Raw genomic sequence first — 22,360 nt, 5'->3', positions numbered from 1 at the left:
TCAATGCAGATCCGCCGCCCGCAGCATCTCGTTGCCCGGCATCTCGTTGCCGGGCGCCTCGCTGCTGGCGCTCTTGTCGAGATCGTGCCCGGCGCGGCGAATCTCGCTCTTCGCCTTCTTCTCGCTCTTCACGCCGTTGAAGATCAGGTTCAGCACGACCGCCGACACCGACGCGAGCAGAATCCCGCTATGCAGCAGCGGCGAGAGCGCCGGTGGCAGTTGCGAGAAGAAGTGCGGCGAGACGACCGGCACGAGGCCGAGCCCGATGCTGACCGCGACGATGAACAGGTTGTGGTGATTCCTCACGAAGTCGACGCGCGACAGCACCTTGATGCCGTTCGCCGCGACCATGCCGAACATCACGATGCCCGCGCCGCCGAGCACGAACGCCGGCACCGAAGCGACCACCTGCGCCATCTTCGGAAACAGGCCGAGCAGCACGAGGATCACGCCACCCATCGCGCAGACGAAGCGGCTCTTCACGCCGGTCACGCCGATCAGCCCGACGTTCTGCGAGAACGAGGTATGCGGGAACGAGTTGAAGATGCCGCCGATCAGCGTGCCGAGCCCGTCGACGCGCAAGCCGCGCACCAGCGTCTTCTGATCGACCGGACGATCGACCATGTCGCCGACCGCGAGGAACATGCCGGTCGATTCGATGAAGGTGACGAACATCACGGTGACCATCGTCGCGATCGCCAGCGGATCGAAGTGCGGCAGGCCGAAGTGGAACGGCATCACGATGCCGACCCACGGCGCGTGCGTGACGCCGTCCATGTTGACGCGGCCGAGCAGCAGCGCGATCACGAAGCCGGCGACGATGCCGAGCAGCACCGAGATATTGGCGACGAAACCCTTCGCGAACTTGTTGATCAGCAGGATCAGCGTCAGCACGAGCAGCGACAGGCCGAGATAAACCGGATTGCCGTAGTCGGGATTGCCAACGCCGCCAGCCGCCCAGTTGATGCCGACTTCCATCAGCGACAGACCGATCACCGAAATCACCACGCCGATCACGACGGGCGGGAAGAAGCGCAACAGCTTGCCGACGGCCGGCGCGAGCAGGATGCCGATCACGCCGGCCGCGATCGTCGAGCCGAAGATGTCGAGGATGCCCAGCGAAGGATTGGTGCCGATCGCGACCATCGGGCCGACGGCCGCGAACGTGCAGCCCATGATGACGGGCAGACGGATGCCGAAGATCCACAGGCCGAGCGTCTGGATCAGCGTGGCGATGCCGCAGGAAAACAGATCGGCGCTGATCAGGAAGGCGATCTGGTCTTTCGGCAGCTTCAGCGCCGCGCCGATGATCAGCGGTACCGCGACCGCGCCGGCGTACATGACCAGCACGTGCTGAATGCCGAGTGTAAGCAACTGGCCCGCAGGTAGGCGCTCGTCGCACGGGTGAACCGTGTTCGCTTGCATATCGTCTGTCTCCACCATCTCGTTTTGGGATGACTCCAAGGTATCGGGGACGAAAAGCCGCAACAAGACCATATGCGGCTATTCCGGCATTCCCGGTGACGATATGCGCAGGTGCATTTTGAAAGGCAAATATAAGCCACGTGTGGGACGGCTCGGCCGTTGGGCGGTGGTGAGCCCTATGTGGCGGCGGCTGCCGGCGATGCGTCGCGTGCGCCGCGCGGCTTCGTCGAGTGTGGGGATATGTGTGAGAATCAATGACGTGTATCACGCCTCACACATAGTGCTGTTTTGGCGACGCTCGTCGCATGGCGGGGTTAACCCGCGAATGGGCTTTTTTTCGCGAGTCGGGCGCTTCGCTCACGCGTTCCTCATCCTCACTTCAAGCTCTCCGCGCTCATGACTTTTCTCGGCATCGACCTCGGCACCGGCTCCCTGAAAGCGGCAATCATCGACGAACAGGGGCGCGAGCAGGCGGTGTCGAGCGTTGCTTATGCGCTCGTCACGCCGCACGCGGGTTGGGCCGAGATCGACGTCGAGACCTGGTGGAACGCGCTCGTCGATGCCATGGCGGGCCTGCCGCGCGAGTTGCGTGACGACGTGCGAGCGATCGGCTTCTCGGGGCAGATGCACGGCGTCGTGCTGCTCGATGCCAACGGCAAAGCGGTGCGGCGCGCGATGCTGTGGCCCGATTCGCGCGCGCTCGCCGAACTCGCCGCATGGCCCGAGCCGCAAGCGAATCCGGTCGCGCCCGGCATGGCGGGTCCACTGCTGCGCTGGCTCGTGCAGCATGAACCGCAAGCCGCGCGTCGCACCCGTTGGGCGCTGCAGCCGAAGGACTGGCTGCGCGTCGCGCTCGGCGGCGCGTGCGTGACCGATGCGTCCGACGCGTGCGCAACCGCGCTCGCCGATCCGGCTGGCACGTGGGACGCGGCGCTACTCGAACGTCTCGAGATTCCGCGCGAGTGGTTCGCGCCGCTGGCGCCGTCGTATGCGGCGTCGGGTGCGCTGTCGCCACAGGCCGCGCAGGCACTTGGCCTGCGCGCCGGAATCGTGCTCGCGACCGGCGCCGCGGATACCCCGTGCGCGGCGCTCGGCAGCGGACTCGCCCGCGACGGCGACGCGCTGCTGACCACCGGCACCGGCGGACAGATCGTCGTGCTTGCGAACGACGAGCCCGCGCCGCTGAGGGGCTTGCATCGCTATCGCGCGGCGAGCGATCACTGGTATCGGATGGCGGCGATGCAGAACGTGGGCATCGCGCTGGAGCGGGTACGCGGGTGGCTCTCGTATGAGTGGGTAGAGGCTTATCGCGAGGCATTCGGCGAGGTGACCGATGCAAGCACTCATGCTGCCGCGCCACTGACCTTCCTGCCGTACCTGACCGGCGAGCGCACGCCGTGGCTGAATCCGCAGGCGCGCGGCGGCTGGCTCGGTCTGTCGCTCGAACATACGCGCGGCGCGATGATGCGCGCCGCTTTCGAGGGCGTCGCGTTCTCGCTGCGCGCGGGGCTCGACGCGATTCGCGCGAGCGGCGCGCCGGTGACGGCGCTCAAGCTCGCGGGCGGCGGTTCCGTCGATGCGCGCTGGCGCCAGCTGCTCGCCGATGCGCTCGACGTCGAACTGCACGCGGTCGATTGTCCCAACGCGGCGCCGCGCGGGGCGGCAATCCTCGGCGGTCTCGCATGCGGCCACTGGCAGACGCGCGATCTCGCGACGCTCGCGCCGGGCGCGACACGCGTCGCGGGTCCGCGAGGCGATGCGGCGCTCGCCGAACGCTATGGGCGCTTCATTGATCTGTATGGCCGGGTCGAGCCGTGGTTCGGCGGCACGATGCAGCGCGGAGCATTGAAGTAGCACGCGCTGCGCTTGCTGCTGCCATCGGCAACGCTGCCGTCACGCACTTTGCAATACCATGACGCTTTTCGCGCGCCACGCTTTGCCCGGCACGCGAGGCCATTTCGCATTCACGGACTCACAGGAGCATTGACGATGAAGACCAAAGCAGCAATCGCATGGAAAGCCGGCGCCCCGTTGACGATCGAGGAACTCGATCTCGAAGGTCCGCGCGCCGGCGAAGTCCTGATCGAAGTGAAGGCGACGGGCATCTGCCACACCGACTACTACACGCTGTCGGGCGCTGACCCCGAAGGCATCTTTCCGGCGATTCTCGGCCACGAAGGCGCGGGCGTGATCGTCGACGTCGGACCGGGCGTCGGCACGCTGAAGAAGGGCGATCACGTGATCCCGCTTTACACGCCCGAATGCCGCCAGTGCAAGTTCTGTCTGTCGCGCAAGACCAACCTGTGTCAGGCGATCCGCTCGACCCAGGGCAAGGGCCTGATGCCCGATGCAACGTCGCGCTTCTCGCTCGATGGCAAACCGCTGTTCCACTACATGGGTACGTCGACGTTCTCGAACTACATCGTCGTGCCGGAAATCGCGGTCGCGAAAGTGCGCGAGGACGCGCCGTTCGACAAGATCTGCTACATCGGATGCGGCGTGACGACCGGCGTCGGCGCGGTCGTGTATTCGGCGAAGGTCGAGGCGGGTGCGAACGTGGTCGTGTTCGGGCTCGGCGGCATCGGCCTCAATGTGATCCAGGGGGCGAAGATGGTCGGCGCGGACAAGATCATCGGCGTCGATATCAATCCGGGCCGTGTCGAACTCGCGAAGAAGTTCGGCATGACGCACTTCATCAACCCGAACGAAGTCGAGAACGTCGTCGATCACATCGTGCAGTTGACCGACGGCGGCGCCGACTACTCGTTCGAATGCATCGGCAACGTGAAGGTGATGCGCCAGGCGCTCGAATGCACGCACAAGGGCTGGGGCCAGTCGTTCATCATCGGTGTCGCGGCGGCGGGCGAGGAGATCAGCACGCGGCCGTTCCAGCTGGTCACGGGCCGCGAGTGGAAGGGCTCGGCGTTCGGCGGCGCGCGCGGGCGCACCGACGTGCCGAAGATCGTCGACTGGTACATGGAAGGCAAGATCAACATCGACGATCTGATCACCCACCGTCTGCCGCTCGAGCGCATCAACGAAGGCTTCGACCTGATGAAGAAGGGCGAGTCGATCCGCTCGGTCGTGCTGTACTAACAGAGGAGCGTCGCGATGCTCGAACTACTCTCGGCGCACGCCTGCCACGGTGGCGAGCAGCGCTTCTACCGGCACGAGTCGCGCACGATCGGTCTGCCGATGCGCTTCTCGATCTATCTGCCGCCGCAGGCGTTGCAGGGCAATGCGAAGGTGCCCGCGCTGTTCTATCTCGCGGGGCTCACTTGCACCGAAGAAACGTTCGCGATCAAGGCCGGCGCGCAGCGCTTCGCGGCGCAACACGGCATCGCGTTGATCGCGCCGGATACGAGCCCGCGAGGCGCCGGCGTGCCCGGCGAGAGCGATGCCTGGGACTTCGGCGTCGGCGCGGGTTTTTACGTCGACGCGACCCAGCAGCCGTGGGCGCGCCATTACCGCATGTACTCGTACGTGCGCGACGAGCTGCGCGAAACGGTGCTCGCGAACCTGCCGGTCGATGGCGCGCGCCTCGGCATCTTCGGTCATTCGATGGGCGGGCACGGCGCGCTGATGCTCGCGCTGCGCAACCCGGACCTCTATCGGTCGGTGTCGGCGTTCGCGCCGATCGCGGCGCCGATGCGCTGTCCGTGGGGCGAGAAGGCGTTCAGCGGCTATCTCGGCGAGAACCGCGAAGCGTGGAAGCAGTACGACGCGAGCGAACTGGTCGCGCATTCGACGCGCAAATTCGCGCAAGGGATTCTCGTCGATCAGGGGCTCGCGGATCAGTTCCTGCCGACGCAGCTGAATCCCGACGTGTTCGAAGCGGCCTGCAAGGCCGCGGCTCAGCCGCTGACGTTGCGCCGTCATGCGGGCTATGACCACGGCTACTACTTCATCTCGACGTTCATCGAGGATCATCTCGCGCATCACGCGAAGGTGTTACTCGGCTGAAAACGTCGCAAAACGCGGCGAAATGAAAAAACGGCGGCACGTGACATGCCGCCGTTTTTCATGTGACCGGCGTGAGCGCCGCTCAATGCCGCTTCAGCAGACTCCCGCCATACACCAGCGCCGAGAGCACGGTGATCCAGAAACTCGTCGGCCAATCGGTATAGAACGCGAGCGTCAGTCCGAGCCATGCCTGCGCGAGCGCGAAAACCGCCGCGAGCACGAGACCGATGGACAGCCGCGTACTCAGGTTCTGCGCCGCGGCGGCGGGGCCGACCATCAACGTGAACACGAGCAGCACGCCGACGATCTGCGTGCAGGCGGCGACGGCCAGCGCGGCGATCGCGAGAAACAGCACCGACACGCGGCGCAACGACACGCCCTTCGCTTCGGCCAGCTCCGGTTGCAGCGACGCGAACAGCAGCGGCCGCATGATCGCCGCGAGCGCCACGAGACTGACCACGCCCAATGCCGCGAGCACGCCGAGCGTCGACGCATTCACGCCGAGCACGTTGCCGAACAGCAGTGCCGTGACCTGGGTCGCATACGCGGTGAAGAAGTGCAGAAACAGCAGCCCGAAGCCAAGCGACAAGGAAAGGATCACGCCGATCGCGACGTCGCGTCCGGCGAGCCGTTCGCCGAGCGCGCCCATGCCGACACCGGCCGCGAGCGTGAAGCCGATCATCCCCCAGATCGGCGAGACGCCGATCAGCACCGCGCCGGTCGCGCCGGTGAAGCCGACATGCGAGAGCGCGTGGCCCGCGAAGGTCTGTCCGCGCATCACCAGAAAGTAGCCGACCACGCCGGCCAGCACCGCGACGATCCCCGACGCCGCGAATGCGTTCACCATGAAATCGTATTCAAACATCGTGCGTGTGTCCGTCGCGTGAATCGTGCGCGTGAGAGTGCTTGTGTGAATGAGCGTGACCGTGATCGTGCGAATGCGAGTGGCCGCCGTCCCCGTCGTCTTCGTGCTCGTGATCGTGCTTCTCGACTTCGACGCCGCCCGACATCACGAAGATGCGGCCGTTCACGCGCATCACGTCGATCGGCGAGCCGTACAGACGGGACAACACCGGCCGCGTGATCACTTCGTCGACGGTGCCGAGCGCCGCGACGCCGCTGCCGAGATACAGCACGCGGTCGATCGAGTTCAGCAGCGGATTGAGCTCGTGCGCGGAGAACAGCACCGCGATGCCGAGTTCCCGCTGCACGCGCCGCACCAGTTCGACGACGCTTTTCTGATGATGCGGATCGAGGCTGATCAACGGTTCATCGAGCAGCAGCAGTTTCGGGTTGCCGAGCAGGCACTGCGCGAGCAGCAGTCGTTGCCGTTCGCCGCCCGATAGTTCCGAGAGCGGCCGCTTCGCGAGCGTCGTACCGCCGACGAGTTCCAGCACCCGGTCGACGTCCGCGCGCGTTTTCGCATCCGCATGCGGCAGGCCCCAGCGATGACCGTCGGCGGCCATCGCGACGAAATCGCGGCCGCGTACGCGGCGGCCGGCGAGCGCGCTGCGCGTCTGCGGCATGTAGCCAATCGACGCGTTGCCGCGCTCGACCGGCTGCCCGAGCACGCGGATCGAGCCGGCCGCGGCCGGCACGAGACCGAGCACCGAGCGCATCAGCGTCGTCTTGCCCGCGCCGTTCGGCCCGAGCACACCGATGAACTCGCCCTGATTCACGACGAAGCTCGTCTCGCGCAGGATCGTGCGATCGCCGAGTTCGAGCGTCACGTTCGCGAGCTCGAGCACGGGCGTGCCGCCGCGGGCGGCGCTGGATGCGCTCGGCGGCGCACCCGCTGGCGCTTGAGGGCCAGTCGAATTCATGGAGTCTTTCCTTTGGCGTTCGTCACGCCATTCACGCCGTTCGCGCCGTTCGCGCCGTTCGTGTCACCCGCAGCCAGTGCCTTCTGCAGCGCGTCGAGCTGCGACAGCATCCACGTCTGATAGGTCTTGCCGGCGGGCAAGGTTTCGGTGACGCTCATCGTCGGTACCTTCGATTGTTGCGCGAGCTTCAGCATGCGTTGGGTCAGCGCCTCGGTGGCCTGGCTGTTGTAGATCAGCACGCGCACGCGCCGCTCGCGCAGATCGCGTTCGAACGCGGCGATATCGGCCGCGCTCGCTTCGGTGTCGTTCATCGCGGCGAGCTGGAAGCGCTGGTTGCGCATGTCGAGCCCGATCGCGTCCGACATGTAGCCGAACACCGGCTCGGTCGCCGTGACCGGCAGGCCCGCATAGCGGCCGTGCAACTCGGCGACCTTCGCGTCGATCGGCTTCAGCGAATCGAGAAACTTCGCGAGGTTCGCATCGTACGCCGACTTGTGCGCCGGGTCAGCAGCGGCGAGCGCGTCGCTCACCGCGCGCGCGACTTTGGGCAGCGTCGCCGGGTCGTACCACAGGTGCGGATTGTCGCCGCCTTTTTTGCCGACGAGGTCGGCCGCGACGATCACGTTGCGCTGCGCGCCTTTCGACGCGGCCAGCAGCTTCGCCATCCACGGATCGTAGTCGGCGCCGTTGTAGACGACGAGACTCGCGTGCTGCAATGCGCGCGCGGTGGCCGGGCTCGCTTCGAACAGGTGCGGGTCCTGGTCCGGATTGCTGAGGATGCTGGTCACGTCGACGCGATCGCCGCCGAGTTGCCGCACCACGTCGCCATAAAAGTTCTCCGCGGCGACGACCGGGATTATCGCATCGGCGGCGAACGCGCCGTGGCCGAACCCGAGCGCCGCGAGCGCGAGCAGACAGGTGCACAGATGCGTGCGCGCAGACGTCGATCGCTTCAGCGCGTGTCGCGCCCGGGAGAACATCGAGCCGATTGTTTTCATCCTGGTTTCCTGCTGCGTGAGAGTTGAATGAGGCATTCGCGATGGCGATGGCAAATCCGCTGTGCTGCTCAGCGTGATGCGCGGTGCGGGCCCTCGGGCGTAGCCGTGCGGGCGCACAGTGCGCACAGCCCGCTCAGTTCGATTACCTGGCGATGCACCTCGAAGCCATGCGCCGGCCCGCTGTGCGACAACTGGTCGGCGAGTTCGTCGCCGGGAATCTCGACGGTCGCGCCGCAGCCGTCGCACAGCAGGAACTGACTGCGATGCGGCACGCCGATTTCGCAGCAGGCGACGAACGCGTTCTTCGATTCGATCCGATGCACGAAGCCATGCGCGACGAGAAAGTCGAGCGCGCGATAGACGGTGGTCGGCGGCATGCGACCGCGCTCGGGCGCAAGCGCGTCGAGCAACTCGTACGCGCCGACCGGCCGCTCGCTCGCGACGACGGCCGCATACACCTGGCGGCGCAACGGCGTCAGCGCGAGCCCCTGCGCGGCGGCGTGCGCGTCCGCGTGCGCGAGCCGGGTGGCGTGCTGTTCGGCGAGCGAGGTAGTCATCGGCGTGAATTTCCTGACGGAGCGGCCCGGACGGGCGGCGAGGTCGAAATGATATAACGTATCGCGATTTTTTGTCAGCGAACGAATTCTGGCATGGCGCGCTGCACCATCGAAATTCGTCCGCGTGCCTTGACATGACCCAGTCCGTATCCGATCATTCGATCACCAACAGAGCAATTGTTCGCGCAACGAGCGTTCGCTCACTGCGCGCCAGAATGCAAAACGAACCGGAGACAGGCAGTGGCACGATTGCAGGACAAGGTCGCCATTCTGACGGGCGCGGCCAGCGGGATCGGTGAAGCGGTGGCCCGGCGCTATCTGGACGAAGGCGCTCGCTGCGTGCTGGTCGACGTGAAGCCCGCCGACAGCATCGGCGGCGCGCTACGCGGCACCTACGGTGAGCGCGTCCTGAGCATCAGCGCCGACGTGCGGCGCCGCGAGGACATCGAGCGCATCGTCGCGAGCACGCTCGGCTGCTTCGGCCAGATCGACATCCTGTTCAACAACGCGGCGCTGTTCGACATGCGCCCGCTCCTCGACGAATCCTGGGACGTGTTCGACCGCCTGTTCGCGGTCAACGTGAAGGGCCTGTTCTTCCTGATGCAGGCGGTTGCGCGGCAGATGGTCGAGCAGGGCCACGGCGGCAAGATCATCAACATGTCCTCGCAGGCCGGGCGGCGCGGCGAGGCGCTCGTTTCGCACTACTGCGCGACCAAGGCCGCGGTGTTGAGCTATACGCAGTCTGCGGCGCTCGCGCTGGCGCCCCACAAGATCAATGTGAACGGCATCGCGCCGGGCGTCGTCGATACGCCGATGTGGAACGAGGTCGACGCGCTGTTCGCGCGCTATGAGAACCGGCCGCTCGGCGAGAAGAAGCGTCTCGTCGGCGAGGCCGTGCCGCTCGGCCGCATGGGTGTGCCCGACGACCTGACCGGCGCGGCGCTATTCCTCGCGTCGGCCGATGCCGACTACATCACCGCGCAGACGCTGAACGTCGACGGCGGCAACTGGATGAGCTGAAACAGGAACTGGGAGCGGGCACGTTGGCTGCTCTGAGCGGCGCGTAGTGTCGTCAAACGAACGCAGAACCACATAACGTATGAGAAAGGAGACAACGATGAAACCAGCTTGCAAATTCGCGCTGAAGGCGGTCGGTGCCGGCGCGGCCACCTGCTTCGCGCTGAGCGCATCGGCGGCGACCGTGACGATCGCGACGCTGAACAATCCGGACATGATCGAGCTGAAGAAGCTGTCGCCCGCGTTCGAAAAGGCGAATCCGGACATCAAGCTTAATTGGGTGATTCTCGAAGAGAACGTGCTGCGGCAGCGCGCGACGACCGACATCACGACCGGCAGCGGCCAGTTCGACGTGATGACGATCGGCGCGTACGAAACGCCGCAATGGGGCAAGCGCGGCTGGCTCGCGCCGATCACCAACCTGCCTGCCAGCTATGACCTGAACGACGTCGTGAAGACGGCCCGCGACGGCCTGTCCGCCAACGGCCAGCTCTACGCGTTGCCGTTCTACGTCGAAAGCTCGATGACCTATTACCGCAAGGATCTGTTCGACAAGGCCGGCCTGAAGATGCCCGATCAGCCGACCTACGACCAGATCGCGCAATTCGCCGACAAGCTGACCGACAAGTCCAAGGAGCAGTACGGCATCTGCCTGCGCGGCAAGGCGGGCTGGGGCGAGAACATGGCGTACGGCACGACGGTCGTGAACACCTTCGGCGGGCGCTGGTTCGACGAGAAGTGGAACGCGCAGCTGACCTCGCCGGAGTGGAAGAAGGCGATGACGTTCTACGTCGATCTGCTGAAGAAGGACGGCCCTCCCGGAGCGAGCTCGAACGGCTTCAACGAAAACCTGACGCTGATGTCGTCCGGCAAGTGCGCGATGTGGATCGACGCGACGGTCGCGGCCGGCATGCTGTACAACAAGCAGCAGTCGCAGATCGCCGACAAGGTCGGCTTCGCGGCCGCTCCGATCGCGGTCACGCCGAAGGGTTCGCACTGGCTGTGGGCGTGGGCGCTGGCGATTCCGAAGTCGTCGAAGCAGCAGGACGCGGCGAAGAAGTTCATCGAGTGGGCGACGTCGAAGGAGTACATCGAAATGGTCGCGAAGGATGAAGGCTGGGCCTCGGTGCCGCCGGGCACGCGCCAGTCCACCTATGCGCGCCCCGAGTACAAGCAGGCCGCGCCGTTCGGCGACTTCGTGCTGAAGGCGATCCAGACCGCCGACCCGGAGCATCCGACCTTGAAGCCGGTGCCGTACACCGGTGTGCAGTTCGTCGGAATTCCTGAGTTCCAGTCGTTCGGCACGGTGGTCGGGCAGAGCGTCTCCGGCGCGATTGCCGGTCAGATGACGGTCGACCAGGCGCTCGCGGCCGGCAATGCGACCGCGGATCGCGCGGTCAAGCAGGCGGGTTATCAGAAGTAACTAACCCGGCAGGTCCGCCGCATCGACCGATGCGGCTCATGCAGCAGGGCGGCCGTTTGCCTGCGCCGTATGCGATGCGGCGCGTGTCGTGTGTCTTTTGACACGGCACGCCGCATCGCGCGCACGCGGCTCAGGTGAGCGCTCCGCGCATTACCGTACAGGTGGTCCATCATGCGTCCTTTGCGCGTACCAATGATGCAAACCCATCCCCAGACAGAAAAAGAACGCGAAACCCGTAAGGCCAATTCGGCCCGCTGGCTCGTGGCGCCGTCGGTTGGCGTGCTGGTTCTGTGGATGACGATTCCGCTCGCGATGACGATCTGGTTCTCGTTTTCGCACTACAACCTGCTGAACCCGGATCTGCGCGGCTTCGCCGGCTTCGACAATTACCGTTATCTGGCGACCGATCCGTCGTTCTGGCCGTCGATCGCGCACACGGTCGAGCTGATCGTGTCGGTGCTCGTGATCACGGTGGGCGGCGGCGTGCTGATGTCGATTCTGTTCGATCGCAAGTTCTACGGCCAGGGCGTCGCGCGCCTGCTCGCGATCGCACCGTTCTTCGTGATGCCGACGGTCAGCGCGCTGATCTGGAAGAACATGATCCTGCACCCGGTGTACGGCCTCGTCGCGCAGGGCATGCGCGCGCTCGGCATGCAGCCGATCGACTGGTTCGCCGTCTATCCGCTCACCGCGGTGATCATGATCGTCGCGTGGCAGTGGCTGCCGTTCGCGTTCCTGATTCTGTTCACGGCGATCCAGTCGCTCGACCAGGAGCAGAAGGAGGCGGCGAAGATCGACGGCGCCGGTCCCTTCTCGATGTTTTTCTACATCACGCTGCCGCACCTCAGACGCGCGATCGCGGTCGTCGTGATGATGGAGACGATTTTCCTGCTGTCGATCTTCGCCGAGATCTACACGACCACGGGCGGCGGTCCGGGCAACGCGACCACCAACCTGTCGTACCTGATCTTCTCGCTCGGCCTGCAACAGTTCGACGTCGGTCTCGCTTCGGCGGGCGGCATTCTCGCGGTCGTGCTGGCCAACATCGTGTCGTTCTTCCTTGTGCGGATGCTCGCGAAGAACCTGAAAGGGGAGTACGAAAAATGAGCCACGTCGCTTCCACCCCAGCGTCGACGACGCAGCCGGTCGCGGTGCCGCACAAGTCGCCGTTCGAGCCGGTACTACGCGCAATTCCCGGCGTGCTCGCCTGGCTCGTCGCACTGCTGCTGTTCTTCCCGATCTTCTGGATGACGATCACCGCGTTCAAGACCGAGCAGCAGGCTTACGCGTCGTCGCTGTTTTTCATCCCGACGCTCGACAGCTTCCGCGAGGTGTTCGCGCGCAGCAACTACTTCCTGTTCGCGTGGAATTCGGTGGCGATCTCGGTCGGCGTCACGCTGCTGTGCCTGATTCTCGCGGTGCCTTGCGCGTACGCGATGGCGTTCTTCCCGACGCATCGCACGCAGAAAGTATTGCTGTGGATGCTGTCGACGAAGATGATGCCGTCGGTCGGCGTGCTGGTGCCGATCTATCTGCTGTGGAAAAACGCCGGCTTGCTCGATACGGTGTCGGGTCTGATCATCGTCTACACGCTGATCAATCTGCCGATCGCGGTGTGGATGGCCTTCACGTACTTCGCCGAAATTCCGCGCGACATTCTCGAAGCCGGGCGTATCGACGGCGCGGCGACATGGCAGGAGATCGTCTATCTGCTGATGCCGATGGCGCTGCCCGGACTCGCTTCGACCGCGCTGCTGCTCGTGATCCTGTCGTGGAACGAGGCGTTCTGGAGCATCAACCTGTCGAGCTCGAACGCGGCGCCGCTGACCGTGTTCATCGCGTCGTATTCGAGCCCTGAGGGCTTGTTCTGGGCCAAGCTGTCGGCCGCGTCGTTGCTTGCGGTCGCGCCGATCCTGATCGTCGGCTGGCTGTCGCAGAAGCAGCTGGTGCGCGGGCTCACGTTCGGGGCCGTCAAGTGATGACAGACCCGACGGCAGGCCCGGGCAACGCGCGATACGCATTGATCTGCGATTGCGACGGCGTGCTGATCGACAGCGAAGCGGTGGCCGGGCGCATGCTGGTGCGCGAACTCGAGACGCGCTGGCCCGGCGTCGACGTCGAGCCGGTCGTGCTGCCGTTGCTCGGGCTGCGCATCGAGCGCGTGCTGCAGGACACCGCGACGCAGCTCGGCAAACAGTTGGACGCCACCGCGATCGACGCGATCCGCCGTGCGGTCGAGGCGGCGGCGATCGAGGCGCCGACGGTCGACGGCATCGAGCTGGCGCTCACTCAGGTGCCGCTCGTCAAGGGCTGCGCGAGCAATAGCTTCCGGCCATATGTCGAGGCGGTGCTGGCGCGCACGGGCCTGAAGCGCTTTTTCGGCGAGCGGCTGTTTTGCGCCGATGCGGTGGCGAATCCGAAGCCCGCGCCAGACGTGTATCTGGCGGCGGCGCAAGGCTTCGGGCTCGCGCCGGGCGCGTGCCTCGTCGTCGAGGACAGCGTGACCGGTGTGAGCGCGGCGACCGCGGCGGGCATGGCGGTGCTGGGATTCATCGGCGGCGGTCATGCTAGCGAGGCGCAGATCGATCGTCTGCATGCGGCGGGCGCGCGTCATGTGTTCGACGATATGCGGCAGTTGCCGGAGCTCGTCGCGCAATGGACGCTGTCCGTGACGGCCGCGGCGCCGTGAGCGCACGCACGCGCACCGCACTACAGTTCAATCAGTCGCAGCACGAAGTATCGAACAGCATTACACGGAGACACATCATGGCAAGCGTAACCTTGCGCAACATCAGAAAGGCCTACGACGAGAACGAAGTGATGCGCGACATCAATCTCGACATCGCGGATGGTGAATTCGTCGTGTTCGTGGGCCCAAGCGGTTGCGGCAAATCGACCCTGATGCGGATGATCGCTGGACTCGAGGACATCACGGGCGGCGACCTGAACATCGACGCCGTGCGCATGAACGACGTGCCGCCGGCCAAGCGCGGCATCGCGATGGTGTTCCAGTCGTACGCGCTGTATCCGCACATGACGCTGTACGACAACATGGCGTTCGGCCTGAAGCTCGCCGGCACGAAGAAGCCGGAGATCGACGCGGCCGTGCGCAACGCGGCGAAGATTCTGCACATCGATCACCTGCTCGATCGCAAACCGAAGCAGCTGTCGGGCGGCCAGCGTCAGCGCGTCGCGATCGGCCGCGCGATCACGCGCAAGCCGAAGGTGTTTCTGTTCGACGAGCCGCTGTCGAATCTCGACGCCGCGCTGCGCGTGAAGATGCGCCTCGAGTTCGCGCGTCTGCACGACGAGCTGAAGACGACGATGATCTACGTGACCCACGACCAGGTCGAGGCGATGACGTTGGCCGACAAGATCGTGGTGCTGTCGGCGGGCAATCTGGAGCAGGTCGGCAGCCCGACGATGCTGTATCACGCGCCCGCGAACCGCTTCGTCGCCGGCTTCATCGGCTCGCCGAAGATGAACTTCATGGAAGGCGTCGTGCAGTCGGTGTCGCACGACGGCGTCTCGGTGCGCTATGAGACCGGCGAGACGCAGCGCGTGTTGGTCGAGCCGGGCGCGGCGAAGCAGGGCGACAAGGTGACGGTCGGCATTCGCCCCGAGCATCTGCACGTCAGCACGTCCGAGGACGGTATCGAGGCACGCACGATGGCGGTCGAATCGCTTGGCGATGCCGCGTATCTGTACGCGGAGTCGAGCGTCGCGCCCGATGGTCTGATCGCGCGAATTCCGCCGCTCGAGCGGCATGCGAAGGGCAACACGCAGAAGCTTGGCGCGACCCCGGAGCATTGCCATCTGTTCGACAGCGAAGGCAAGGCGTTCCAGCGCAAGATCGTCGAGGTGCTGGCGGCTTGATCAAGCGGAGCGGCGCCCGCGCGCCGCCTTTCGCGAATGCGGGGCTTTTCGTGTGTCATTGGCACGGGCCGTGCCGTGCCTTTCCATGCTCGACTGCGCCTCCCTGTTGGGTCGCGCACCCACACCTTCTGTCAGAATCATCCTTCGCCCATAGCCAGACCGCGCATCCCCCGGATACCGTGGGAGTCCGAAACGAATGTAGAGGACTCTTGCATGTCACAGGTGAATGAGTCGGACGGCGTCCGCGTTGTCCTGAGTGCCCCGCAACTGGCGGCCGTACTGGCCCGTCAGTCGATTAGCCCGACCGAGATGCTTTCCAACCGTTTGTGGGGCGGTTTGCAGGTTGTCGGCGGCGTACTGGAGATGGTCGGGGCGGGTGCGTTATGCGTGCTGCCAGATCCGACGATGGCCAGCAAGGCCGGGTGCATCGTGTTTGGTGCGCATGGCTCGGATACCGCGGCAGCGGGTCTGCGACAGGTTTGGACCGGGCGGGATACCGCCACGCTCACTCAACGCGGTACTGCGAAGCTGGCCGAGACGATGAAAGCCGGCCCCGACATGGCCAGCCATATCGGCTTGTCGGTCGATATCGCCGTGTCGGCAGGCGTGGCCGGATCGCTTAAGGCAGTACGGGCGTCCGAGATCACGATGGGCCGGATTAACCTAATGGATCACGAAGCGAACGTCGGGAGCCTGATTGGTGGGCATACGATCGCCAAGCACGTTGGACGAACCGAGGCACAATTGCGCGCCAGACTGGCTGCTGAAAGTCGTATTTATATCGCATCCTCATTTGCGGATTTACGCGCTGCTGAAGCTTCAATTTCCAAGGTGATGCAACTCAACTCTTCGAAGGTGAAAGCATGGGCGGCCACAAATGAGATTCGCTTGTGTCTGATTCAGGACGTGGGATCGCCTGTAGGCTATGGAGTGGTTCGATCAACAGGGAAACTCGTGCAGTTGCGCAGGGTAAAAATGTTTATAAAACGTGGATCCCATAACGGCATGCCCTACTATATTCTGACCGCGTACCTTGAACTTTGATGACAATCTCTTTTTGGCGTGTGGGGAGAAGTTAATGGAAGTGATTGCAAGTCACCATATTGATTGCAGCGATGCCGATGAAAACGGAATGTACGACTATTATTACGAGTATGATATATATGAGTTTATTGAGGGAAATGTTAGCTACATAGTGAGAGCCTATGTAGACGAACCGGAAGACGCGCATTTTCTAAAGATGAAAGGAGAAGGCGACGAAGAGTGGCGAATTATGAAGGAGCGGGACAAGGACACGCCATTGTTTAAGGAAGCCGTCGCCTATCTCAAGAATAAAGGAAAACCCAATATACAGTGCTTTATGGGAGACGATAGAGGCAGATCCGGCAATGGCTATGTGGACCTTTGAAAAGCCGACAAGTTGTTGAGGTCCTTCCTGAGCGCGTGGTCCGCTTGCTACTGCGCCCTGGCACTTCCATGCCGACCGACGTGTTTTCACGCGTGGCGAGCCAAGGCTCTTTTATTCCTTCGTTCTGGTCGCTTTGTTCAACCGCCCAATCGTCACGAGTTTCCAACCGTGAGGACAGCGGTCGACCAAAGCGAATTATTCAGATCTGACCTTTTATGCCTTGCGTTGAAAAAAGTACCACCGGCAAGCAACCACCGCTCACGCCTCCAACGCCGCCCGCGCGCACAACTCGTCGGTCACGAGCCCCGACAGCCACCCGCCCTTGAGCACCGCGATCAGCGCCTCGCGCTTGCGCTGCCCGCCCGCGAAGCCGATGGTCGGCCGCCGCGGCGGCGCGTCGAGCGCGATGCTGGTGACGCGCCGGCCGGTCGGCGATTCGACGTGCGCGCCGGCCGCATCGATCGGCAGGCCGAGCATCTCGGCGACCGCGCCGCTTTGCATCAGCTCCTTCACCTCGCCTTCCGTGATGAAGCCATCCTCATGCAACGGGCAGGTCATGCCGATGTTGCCGATGCCGACGAACGCGACATCGGCCTGCGCGGATAACGACTCGACGATCCGGTACAGCCGGTGATTGCACCACTGCGCGCGTTCGGCCTCGCTGTCGGCAAGGAGCGGTGCGGGCAGCAGAAAATGCTTGCCGCCGGTCTTCTCCGAAATGTGCAGCGCGACGTCATAGCGGTTCGAGGAGCCGTCCGAGGCGATTGCCCCGACCATCGATACCAGCCGATGCTGCGGACGGTCTAGCTGCGCGATCTGATCGACCGCGGCTTTCAGCGTGCGGCCACTGCTGACCGCGACGACCATTGGCTTTTCCGCGCTCAGATAGCGCTCCATCACCTGCGCGCCGGCCACCGCGAGCTTGCGGTTCAGTTCCTCGGGCGTATCGCCGTCGATCGGCACGATTTCGCAGAGGCTCAGGCCGTAGCGTTTCGACAGCTGATCGGCGAGCGACAGGCAATCGGCGAGCTTGTGATCGACGCGCACGCGGATCAGATTCTTTTCGACCGCGAACGCGACGAGCCGTTGCGCGACCGGCCGCGACACCTGCAGCTTCTCGGCGATTTCGTTCTGGGTATTGCCCGCGACGTAGTAAAGCCACGCGGCGCGCGTGGCGAGATCGAGTTTTTCTGTGGATCTGGGCACGATGAGGTTTCGCTGGAAGTGTGCCGATGATAGCGGCTGGCCGGTGCGTCTCTCGCCCAGGCCAGCCGCGCTTGACGCTCAGGCGAGCGGCGCGCGCGCGGGATCGAACAGCGGCCGGACGTGGCGATACAGCGCCCGGTACGCTTCGAGCCGCGTGCGCAACTGCGCGTGGCGGCGCGGATTCGGCGTGAACTCCTTTTCGACGGGCGGCTTGGTCAGCACGGTGGCCGGATCGCCACCCGCGGCGAGCCAGCCGAGACGCGCCGCGCCGAGCGCCGCGCCGGTTTCGCCGCCGCCGTGCTTGACGGTGACGGTGTCGAGCGCGTCGGCGAGCAGTTGGGCCCAGTAATCGCTGCGAGCGCCGCCACCGAGCAAGGACAGCACTTTCGCCTCGGTGCCGGCCGCGCGCAGCGCGTCGAGCCCGTCGGTCAACGCGAGCGTCACGCCTTCGAGCACCGCGTAACCGAGCAACGCGCGGTCGGTCGCGTGAGTCATGCCGAAGAACACCCCTTGCGCGTACGGGTCGTTATGCGGCGTGCGCTCGCCCGACAGATACGGCAAAAAGAGCGGCGCGGTGGTCAATGCGTCGGCGGGCAGTGCCTCGATTTCGGCGAGCAGCGTCGGCTCGTCGGTCGAGGTCAGCTTGCAGACCCAGCGCAGACAGCTCGCCGCCGACAGCACCACGCTCATCTGATGCCAGCGGTCCGGAATCGCATGACAGAACGCGTGCACGGCGGAGGCCGGGTTCGGCCGGAAGCTGTCGCCGACCACGCACAGCACGCCCGAGGTGCCGAGCGACACGAAGCCGTCGCCCGGCTGCGTCGCGCCGATGCCGATCGCGCTCGTCGCGTTGTCGCCGCCGCCGGCCGCGACGATCACGTCGTCGCGCAGGCCGAATTCGCGCGCGACTTCCGGCAACAGCGTGCCGGCCGACGCGCTGCCTTCGCGCAGCGCGGGCATCTGCGCGCGCGTCATGTTGCAGGCGGCGAGCAGCGAGTCGGACCAATCGCGTTTCGCGACATCGAGCCACAGCGTGCCGGCCGCGTCCGATGGATCCGAGATTTTGCCGCCCGTCAGTTGCAGACGCAGATAGTCTTTCGGCAGCAGCACGCAGGCCGTTTTCGCGAAAATCTCCGGCTCGTGACGCGCGACCCACAGCAGCTTCGGCGCGGTGAAGCCGGGCATCGCCAGATTGCCGGCCACGCTATGCAGCTCCGGCGCGCGTTCGGTCAGCTCCGCGCATTCCTTGTCGCTGCGCATGTCGTTCCACAGGATCGCGGGCCGCAGCACGCGGTTTTCCGCATCGAGCAGCACCGCGCCATGCATCTGCCCCGACAGGCCGATGCCGCGAATCTGCGCGAACTCGTCGGGATGGCGTGCGCGCAATGCGGCGAGTGCCGCGCGCGTGCCTGCCCACCAGTCTTCGGGATTCTGCTCGGCCCAGCGCTGATGCGGACGCGAAACGGTGAACGGCGAGCCTGCGGTGCCGATCACGCGGCCGTCGGAGGCGAGCAGCAGAACTTTCACTTCGGACGTGCCGAGGTCGATGCCTAGGTACATGGGCGCGAAACCTTCGTCGTTGGGGATGCGCTACTTTAGCGGTACATCGCGCGCGCTGACATGCGCATTAAGCCTGGCTCGTTGCGCCTCGCCGGCGCGCGCGGATCGGATCGAAGCAAAAGGGTGCGTAGAGCGGTCAAGCCGCGCCGCGTTTCGCGAGCCACGCGTCGACACGCGCGAGCGCGCCCGCGAGCGCCGCTTCGAGCTCCGCGGTCTGTGCCATGCCGCCCCACAGCAGCCGGTCGGCGGCGAACGCGCGCAGCGGATCGGGCGCCGTGAAAAAGCCGTGCGCGACGCGCTCGTCCATCACGCCGTCCTGATACTTGTACGGCAGCGTGCCCTTGTGCCAGCGTTCGAGAAAGCGAAAGAACAGCGCGGGCAGCACCGCGGTCGCGGCCGGTGTGACGCCGCGCTCGAAACACTCGGCGAGCGTCGGCGCGATGAAGCCGGGCAGCTTCGAGAAGCCATCGGCGGCGACGCGCTGGTTCGTGTCGAGGATATGCGGGTTGCCGAAGCGCTCGATCACCACGTCGCGATAGCGTTCGAGATCGAGCGGGCTCGGCGACAGACACGGGATCACGTCCTCGCTCACGTAGTCGTACGCGAACTGACGGATGTCGGCATCGTGCGTGCCTTCGTGGATGTAGGTGAGGCCGACCAGCGTGCCCGCCCACGCGATGCAGCTATGGGTCGCGTTGAGGATGCGGATCTTCGCTTCCTCGTACGGCAGCACCGAATCGACGAGCTCCGCGCCGACTTTCTCCCATGCCGGGCGTCCGGCGATGAAGCGGTCCTCGATCGCCCACTGGATGAACGCCTCGCCCATCACGGGGCTCGCGTCGTCGACGCCGGTCGCGGCCTTCACGCGCTCGCGCACGTCGGGCGTCGGACGCGGTGTGATGCGATCGACCATCGAGCACGGGCATGACGTGTTGTCGTCGAACCATTGCGCGAGTTCGTTCGCGCCGCGTCGTTCGAGAAACTCGCTCATGCCCGCATGAAAGCGCTCGCCGTTGCTGCGCAGGTTGTCGCAGGTCTGCAGCGTGACGGGCCCCGCGCCGCGTTTCACGCGGGCGTCGAGAATCGCCGCGAGCGCGCCGTAGATCGTCGTGTGGCCGCCGGCGAGATCGGCGGCGAGATCGGCATTGGCGGTGTCGAGCCGGTCGTGCTCGTCGAGGTAATAGCCGCCTTCGGTCACGGTGAACGCGATGATCTTGCAGGCCGGGTCGGCGCCCGCTTCGATCAGCCCGTCGAGGCTTTCGCTCCACGGCAGCACGCGCTCGATCGAGCGGATCGTCTCGTAGGCGCGCACGCCTTGCGGGGTGACGGTTTCGAGCGTGTAGACGCCATGCTGCGCGGCGAGCGCTTCGAGCACCGGGTTCATGTCGCTGCGGATATTGCCGACGGTGAGCGACCAGCGCGGCTCGCTGGCCGCCGTCGCCTCATTCAGGCGATGCAGATACCACGCCTGATGCGCGCGATGAAACGATCCCGCGCCGATGTGCAGGATCACGTGTGCGGCCGCGCCGCTGCCTTGCCCGCTGTTCATGTTTGTCTCCAAAAGACTTGTTCGCAGCGCTCGAGGCGTGCGTTTTCTGCGTGCAGAGCATTTGCTCTGTATGTGAGCGAATGATCGTACCCGCTGAAACGAAAGTCAAGGCAAGGGCGCGGGGTTTTCGTGGCGCAGCGCGGCATGGGCCATGCGCGGGTCGCAATGTCGAGCGCCGGAGGTCGGAAAACCCGCCGCGCGACCCCTATTGCATTGCGTCAATTTTGACCTTGCGGGCGTCGGGACTAACCCGAATGCAAAAAAGTATCGGTAGGCGGTCGCTTTTTAAGTGGCCGCCTATGCGTTTGGCGGTTACTTTTCGCTTATACAAGATCAAGTTCGGCAGCGCCCAGGCGCGCCGCTTCATGGAGGCAGACAGTGCAACCTGATCTCGAAATCGTGGCCGTCCGCCACGACGAATCGTTCAAGGTGTGGTCGCATGGCTATCCGTATCGCACGGTACGCTGGCACTTTCATCCGGAGTACGAGATCCATCTGATCGTCGCGACGACCGGCAAGATGTTCGTCGGCGATCACATCGGCAGCTTCGCGCCGGGCAATCTGGTGCTGATGGGGCCGAACCTGCCGCACAACTGGGTCAGCGACGTGCCCGAAGGCGAGAGCGTCGCGCAGCGCAATCTGGTCGTGCAGTTCGGTCAGGAGTTCGTATCGAACTGTCTCGAGAGCTTTCCGGAATGGCGCCAGGTCGAGGCGATGCTCGCCGATGCGCGCCGGGGCCTGTCGTTCGGTGCGCAGACGTCGGCGCAGATCACGCCGCTCTTTCTCGAACTGCTGGCGGCGCGCGGGCTGCGCCGGCTCGTGCTGTTCATGTCGATGCTCGAGATCCTCGTGAACGCGCCGGATCGCGACACGCTCGCGAGTCCCGCGTATCAGGCCGACCCGACCAGCTTCGCGGCGACCCGCATCAATCACGTGCTCGCCTATATCGGCAAGAACCTCGCGAACGAGTTGCGCGAGTCGGAGCTCGCGCAACTCGCCGGCCAGAGCGTCAGCGCGTTTTCGCGATATTTCCGCCGCCATACCGGGCTGCCGTTCGTGCAGTACGTGAACCGCATGCGCATCAATCTCGCCTGCCAGTTGCTGACCGACGGCGAATTGAGCGTGACCGAAATCTGCTTCAAGGCGGGCTTCAACAACCTGTCCAATTTCAACCGGCAGTTTCTCGCGATGAAAGGCATGGCGCCGTCGACGTTTCGCCGCTACCAGCAACTGAACGATGCGAGCCGCGACGCTTCCGAGCAAGCGGCCGCGCACGGCAGGGGTATCGACAACGCGCCGGCAATCGTGCTCGCGCCGGGCTTGCCGCGTAGCGGCGTCGCGTATCCGGTCACATAGTGCGCGCCCGGTAGTCACTGCTTCAGTCCACTCGCGTTTCACCACGCATCGATCGCGCTGTGCGCTTACAGCGCGAGGGGCGTGCTCACTTCAAAAAATGGAGACAATCATGAAGTCATCTGCTGTTCCGCTTAGCCCGAGTTCCTCTTCACTGAGCTTCACGCGCCGGGTCGCCGCGCTCGCGTTCGGTTTGTCGCTC

Annotated in this window: 20 protein-coding genes; 12 read left to right on the top strand and 8 right to left on the bottom strand. The window is 64.9% G+C overall.

Going from position 1 to position 22,360, the window contains the following annotated elements:
* Nucleotides 1–1,425 carry a nucleobase:cation symporter-2 family protein gene (locus CI15_RS03765; protein WP_062124442.1) on the bottom strand — a complete coding sequence of 475 codons (1,425 nt, stop codon included), beginning with the start codon at nt 1,423–1,425 and terminating at the stop codon, nt 1–3.
* Nucleotides 1,426–1,821: 396 nt separating this feature from the next.
* Between CI15_RS03765 and CI15_RS03760 the strand changes: the two genes are divergently transcribed.
* The 3 genes from CI15_RS03760 (at nt 1,822) to fghA (ending at nt 5,388) form a co-directional block, all read left to right on the top strand.
* The gene (locus tag CI15_RS03760; protein ID WP_062124441.1) at nt 1,822–3,279 is read left to right on the top strand and encodes a xylulokinase; all 1,458 of its coding nucleotides are present in this window, start codon (nt 1,822–1,824) and stop codon (nt 3,277–3,279) included.
* A gap of 135 nt (nt 3,280–3,414) precedes the next feature.
* On the top strand, nt 3,415–4,521 hold the full coding sequence (locus tag CI15_RS03755; protein WP_062124439.1) for an S-(hydroxymethyl)glutathione dehydrogenase/class III alcohol dehydrogenase: 1,107 nt from the start codon (nt 3,415–3,417) through the stop codon (nt 4,519–4,521).
* 15 nt (nt 4,522–4,536) lie between these two features.
* Nucleotides 4,537–5,388 (top strand): S-formylglutathione hydrolase, encoded by an 852-nt coding sequence (gene fghA / locus CI15_RS03750; RefSeq protein WP_062124437.1) that lies wholly within the window; start codon nt 4,537–4,539, stop codon nt 5,386–5,388.
* Between the two features lie 82 nt (nt 5,389–5,470).
* Here fghA and CI15_RS03745 read toward each other — a convergent pair whose 3' ends face one another.
* The 4 genes from CI15_RS03745 to CI15_RS03730 form a co-directional block, all read right to left on the bottom strand.
* The gene (locus tag CI15_RS03745; protein ID WP_062124435.1) at nt 5,471–6,253 is read right to left on the bottom strand and encodes a metal ABC transporter permease; all 783 of its coding nucleotides are present in this window, start codon (nt 6,251–6,253) and stop codon (nt 5,471–5,473) included.
* Nucleotides 6,246–7,211: an ABC transporter ATP-binding protein gene (locus tag CI15_RS03740; RefSeq protein ID WP_062124433.1), complete on the bottom strand. Its 966-nt coding sequence runs from the start codon at nt 7,209–7,211 to the stop codon at nt 6,246–6,248. Before CI15_RS03740 ends, CI15_RS03745 begins: the two co-directional genes overlap by 8 nt.
* Nucleotides 7,208–8,209, bottom strand: a complete 1,002-nt coding sequence (locus CI15_RS03735) for a metal ABC transporter solute-binding protein (protein WP_062124431.1) — start codon at nt 8,207–8,209, stop codon at nt 7,208–7,210. Before CI15_RS03735 ends, CI15_RS03740 begins: the two co-directional genes overlap by 4 nt.
* Nucleotides 8,210–8,277: 68 nt before the next feature.
* Nucleotides 8,278–8,766 (bottom strand): Fur family transcriptional regulator, encoded by a 489-nt coding sequence (locus CI15_RS03730; protein ID WP_062124429.1) that lies wholly within the window; start codon nt 8,764–8,766, stop codon nt 8,278–8,280.
* A gap of 240 nt (nt 8,767–9,006) precedes the next feature.
* On the opposite strand from CI15_RS03730, the gene CI15_RS03725 reads away from it, so the two are divergent.
* The 8 genes from CI15_RS03725 to CI15_RS03690 all read left to right on the top strand — a co-directional run bounded on the left by CI15_RS03725 (nt 9,007) and on the right by CI15_RS03690 (nt 16,490).
* Nucleotides 9,007–9,786, top strand: coding sequence for an L-iditol 2-dehydrogenase (locus CI15_RS03725; RefSeq protein ID WP_062124427.1), 780 nt, complete (start codon nt 9,007–9,009; stop codon nt 9,784–9,786).
* 97 nt (nt 9,787–9,883) lie between these two features.
* Nucleotides 9,884–11,206 (top strand): ABC transporter substrate-binding protein, encoded by a 1,323-nt coding sequence (locus CI15_RS03720; protein ID WP_062124425.1) that lies wholly within the window; start codon nt 9,884–9,886, stop codon nt 11,204–11,206.
* A gap of 171 nt (nt 11,207–11,377) precedes the next feature.
* Nucleotides 11,378–12,313: a carbohydrate ABC transporter permease gene (locus tag CI15_RS03715; RefSeq protein ID WP_062124423.1), complete on the top strand. Its 936-nt coding sequence runs from the start codon at nt 11,378–11,380 to the stop codon at nt 12,311–12,313.
* Nucleotides 12,310–13,185, top strand: coding sequence for a carbohydrate ABC transporter permease (locus CI15_RS03710; protein WP_062124422.1), 876 nt, complete (start codon nt 12,310–12,312; stop codon nt 13,183–13,185). Before CI15_RS03715 ends, CI15_RS03710 begins: the two co-directional genes overlap by 4 nt.
* The gene (locus CI15_RS03705) at nt 13,185–13,895 is read left to right on the top strand and encodes an HAD family hydrolase (RefSeq protein ID WP_062124420.1); all 711 of its coding nucleotides are present in this window, start codon (nt 13,185–13,187) and stop codon (nt 13,893–13,895) included. The genes CI15_RS03710 and CI15_RS03705 overlap by 1 nt, the downstream gene beginning before the upstream one ends.
* 77 nt (nt 13,896–13,972) lie before the next feature.
* Nucleotides 13,973–15,082 (top strand): ABC transporter ATP-binding protein, encoded by a 1,110-nt coding sequence (locus tag CI15_RS03700; RefSeq protein WP_062124858.1) that lies wholly within the window; start codon nt 13,973–13,975, stop codon nt 15,080–15,082.
* A 213-nt stretch (nt 15,083–15,295) separates the two neighbouring features.
* On the top strand, nt 15,296–16,126 hold the full coding sequence (locus CI15_RS03695; protein ID WP_062124418.1) for an RNase A-like domain-containing protein: 831 nt from the start codon (nt 15,296–15,298) through the stop codon (nt 16,124–16,126).
* A gap of 34 nt (nt 16,127–16,160) precedes the next feature.
* Nucleotides 16,161–16,490 carry a hypothetical protein gene (locus CI15_RS03690; RefSeq protein WP_063910524.1) on the top strand — a complete coding sequence of 110 codons (330 nt, stop codon included), beginning with the start codon at nt 16,161–16,163 and terminating at the stop codon, nt 16,488–16,490.
* A gap of 258 nt (nt 16,491–16,748) precedes the next feature.
* Here the strand turns inward: CI15_RS03690 and CI15_RS03685 are convergent, their stop codons facing one another.
* From CI15_RS03685 to dalD, 3 genes are all read right to left on the bottom strand, one after another.
* Nucleotides 16,749–17,696, bottom strand: coding sequence for a sugar-binding transcriptional regulator (locus tag CI15_RS03685; RefSeq protein ID WP_062124415.1), 948 nt, complete (start codon nt 17,694–17,696; stop codon nt 16,749–16,751).
* A 78-nt stretch (nt 17,697–17,774) separates the two neighbouring features.
* Nucleotides 17,775–19,256, bottom strand: a complete 1,482-nt coding sequence (xylB, locus tag CI15_RS03680) for a xylulokinase (protein ID WP_062124413.1) — start codon at nt 19,254–19,256, stop codon at nt 17,775–17,777.
* A gap of 136 nt (nt 19,257–19,392) precedes the next feature.
* Nucleotides 19,393–20,805, bottom strand: coding sequence for a D-arabinitol 4-dehydrogenase (gene dalD / locus CI15_RS03675; protein WP_062124411.1), 1,413 nt, complete (start codon nt 20,803–20,805; stop codon nt 19,393–19,395).
* 378 nt (nt 20,806–21,183) lie between these two features.
* On the opposite strand from dalD, the gene CI15_RS03670 reads away from it, so the two are divergent.
* Complete coding sequence (locus CI15_RS03670) at nt 21,184–22,161, top strand: AraC family transcriptional regulator (protein ID WP_062124409.1); 978 nt, start codon at nt 21,184–21,186, stop codon at nt 22,159–22,161.
* The last annotated feature ends 199 nt before the right edge of the window (nt 22,162–22,360 follow it).

Origin of the sequence: Paraburkholderia monticola, from assembly GCF_001580545.1 — a bacterium.
In the GTDB taxonomy this organism is placed as follows: Bacteria; Pseudomonadota; Gammaproteobacteria; order Burkholderiales; family Burkholderiaceae; genus Paraburkholderia; species Paraburkholderia monticola.
The sequence above is the reverse complement of the archived record's forward strand: the minus strand, read 5'-3'. Positions and strand labels throughout refer to the sequence as shown.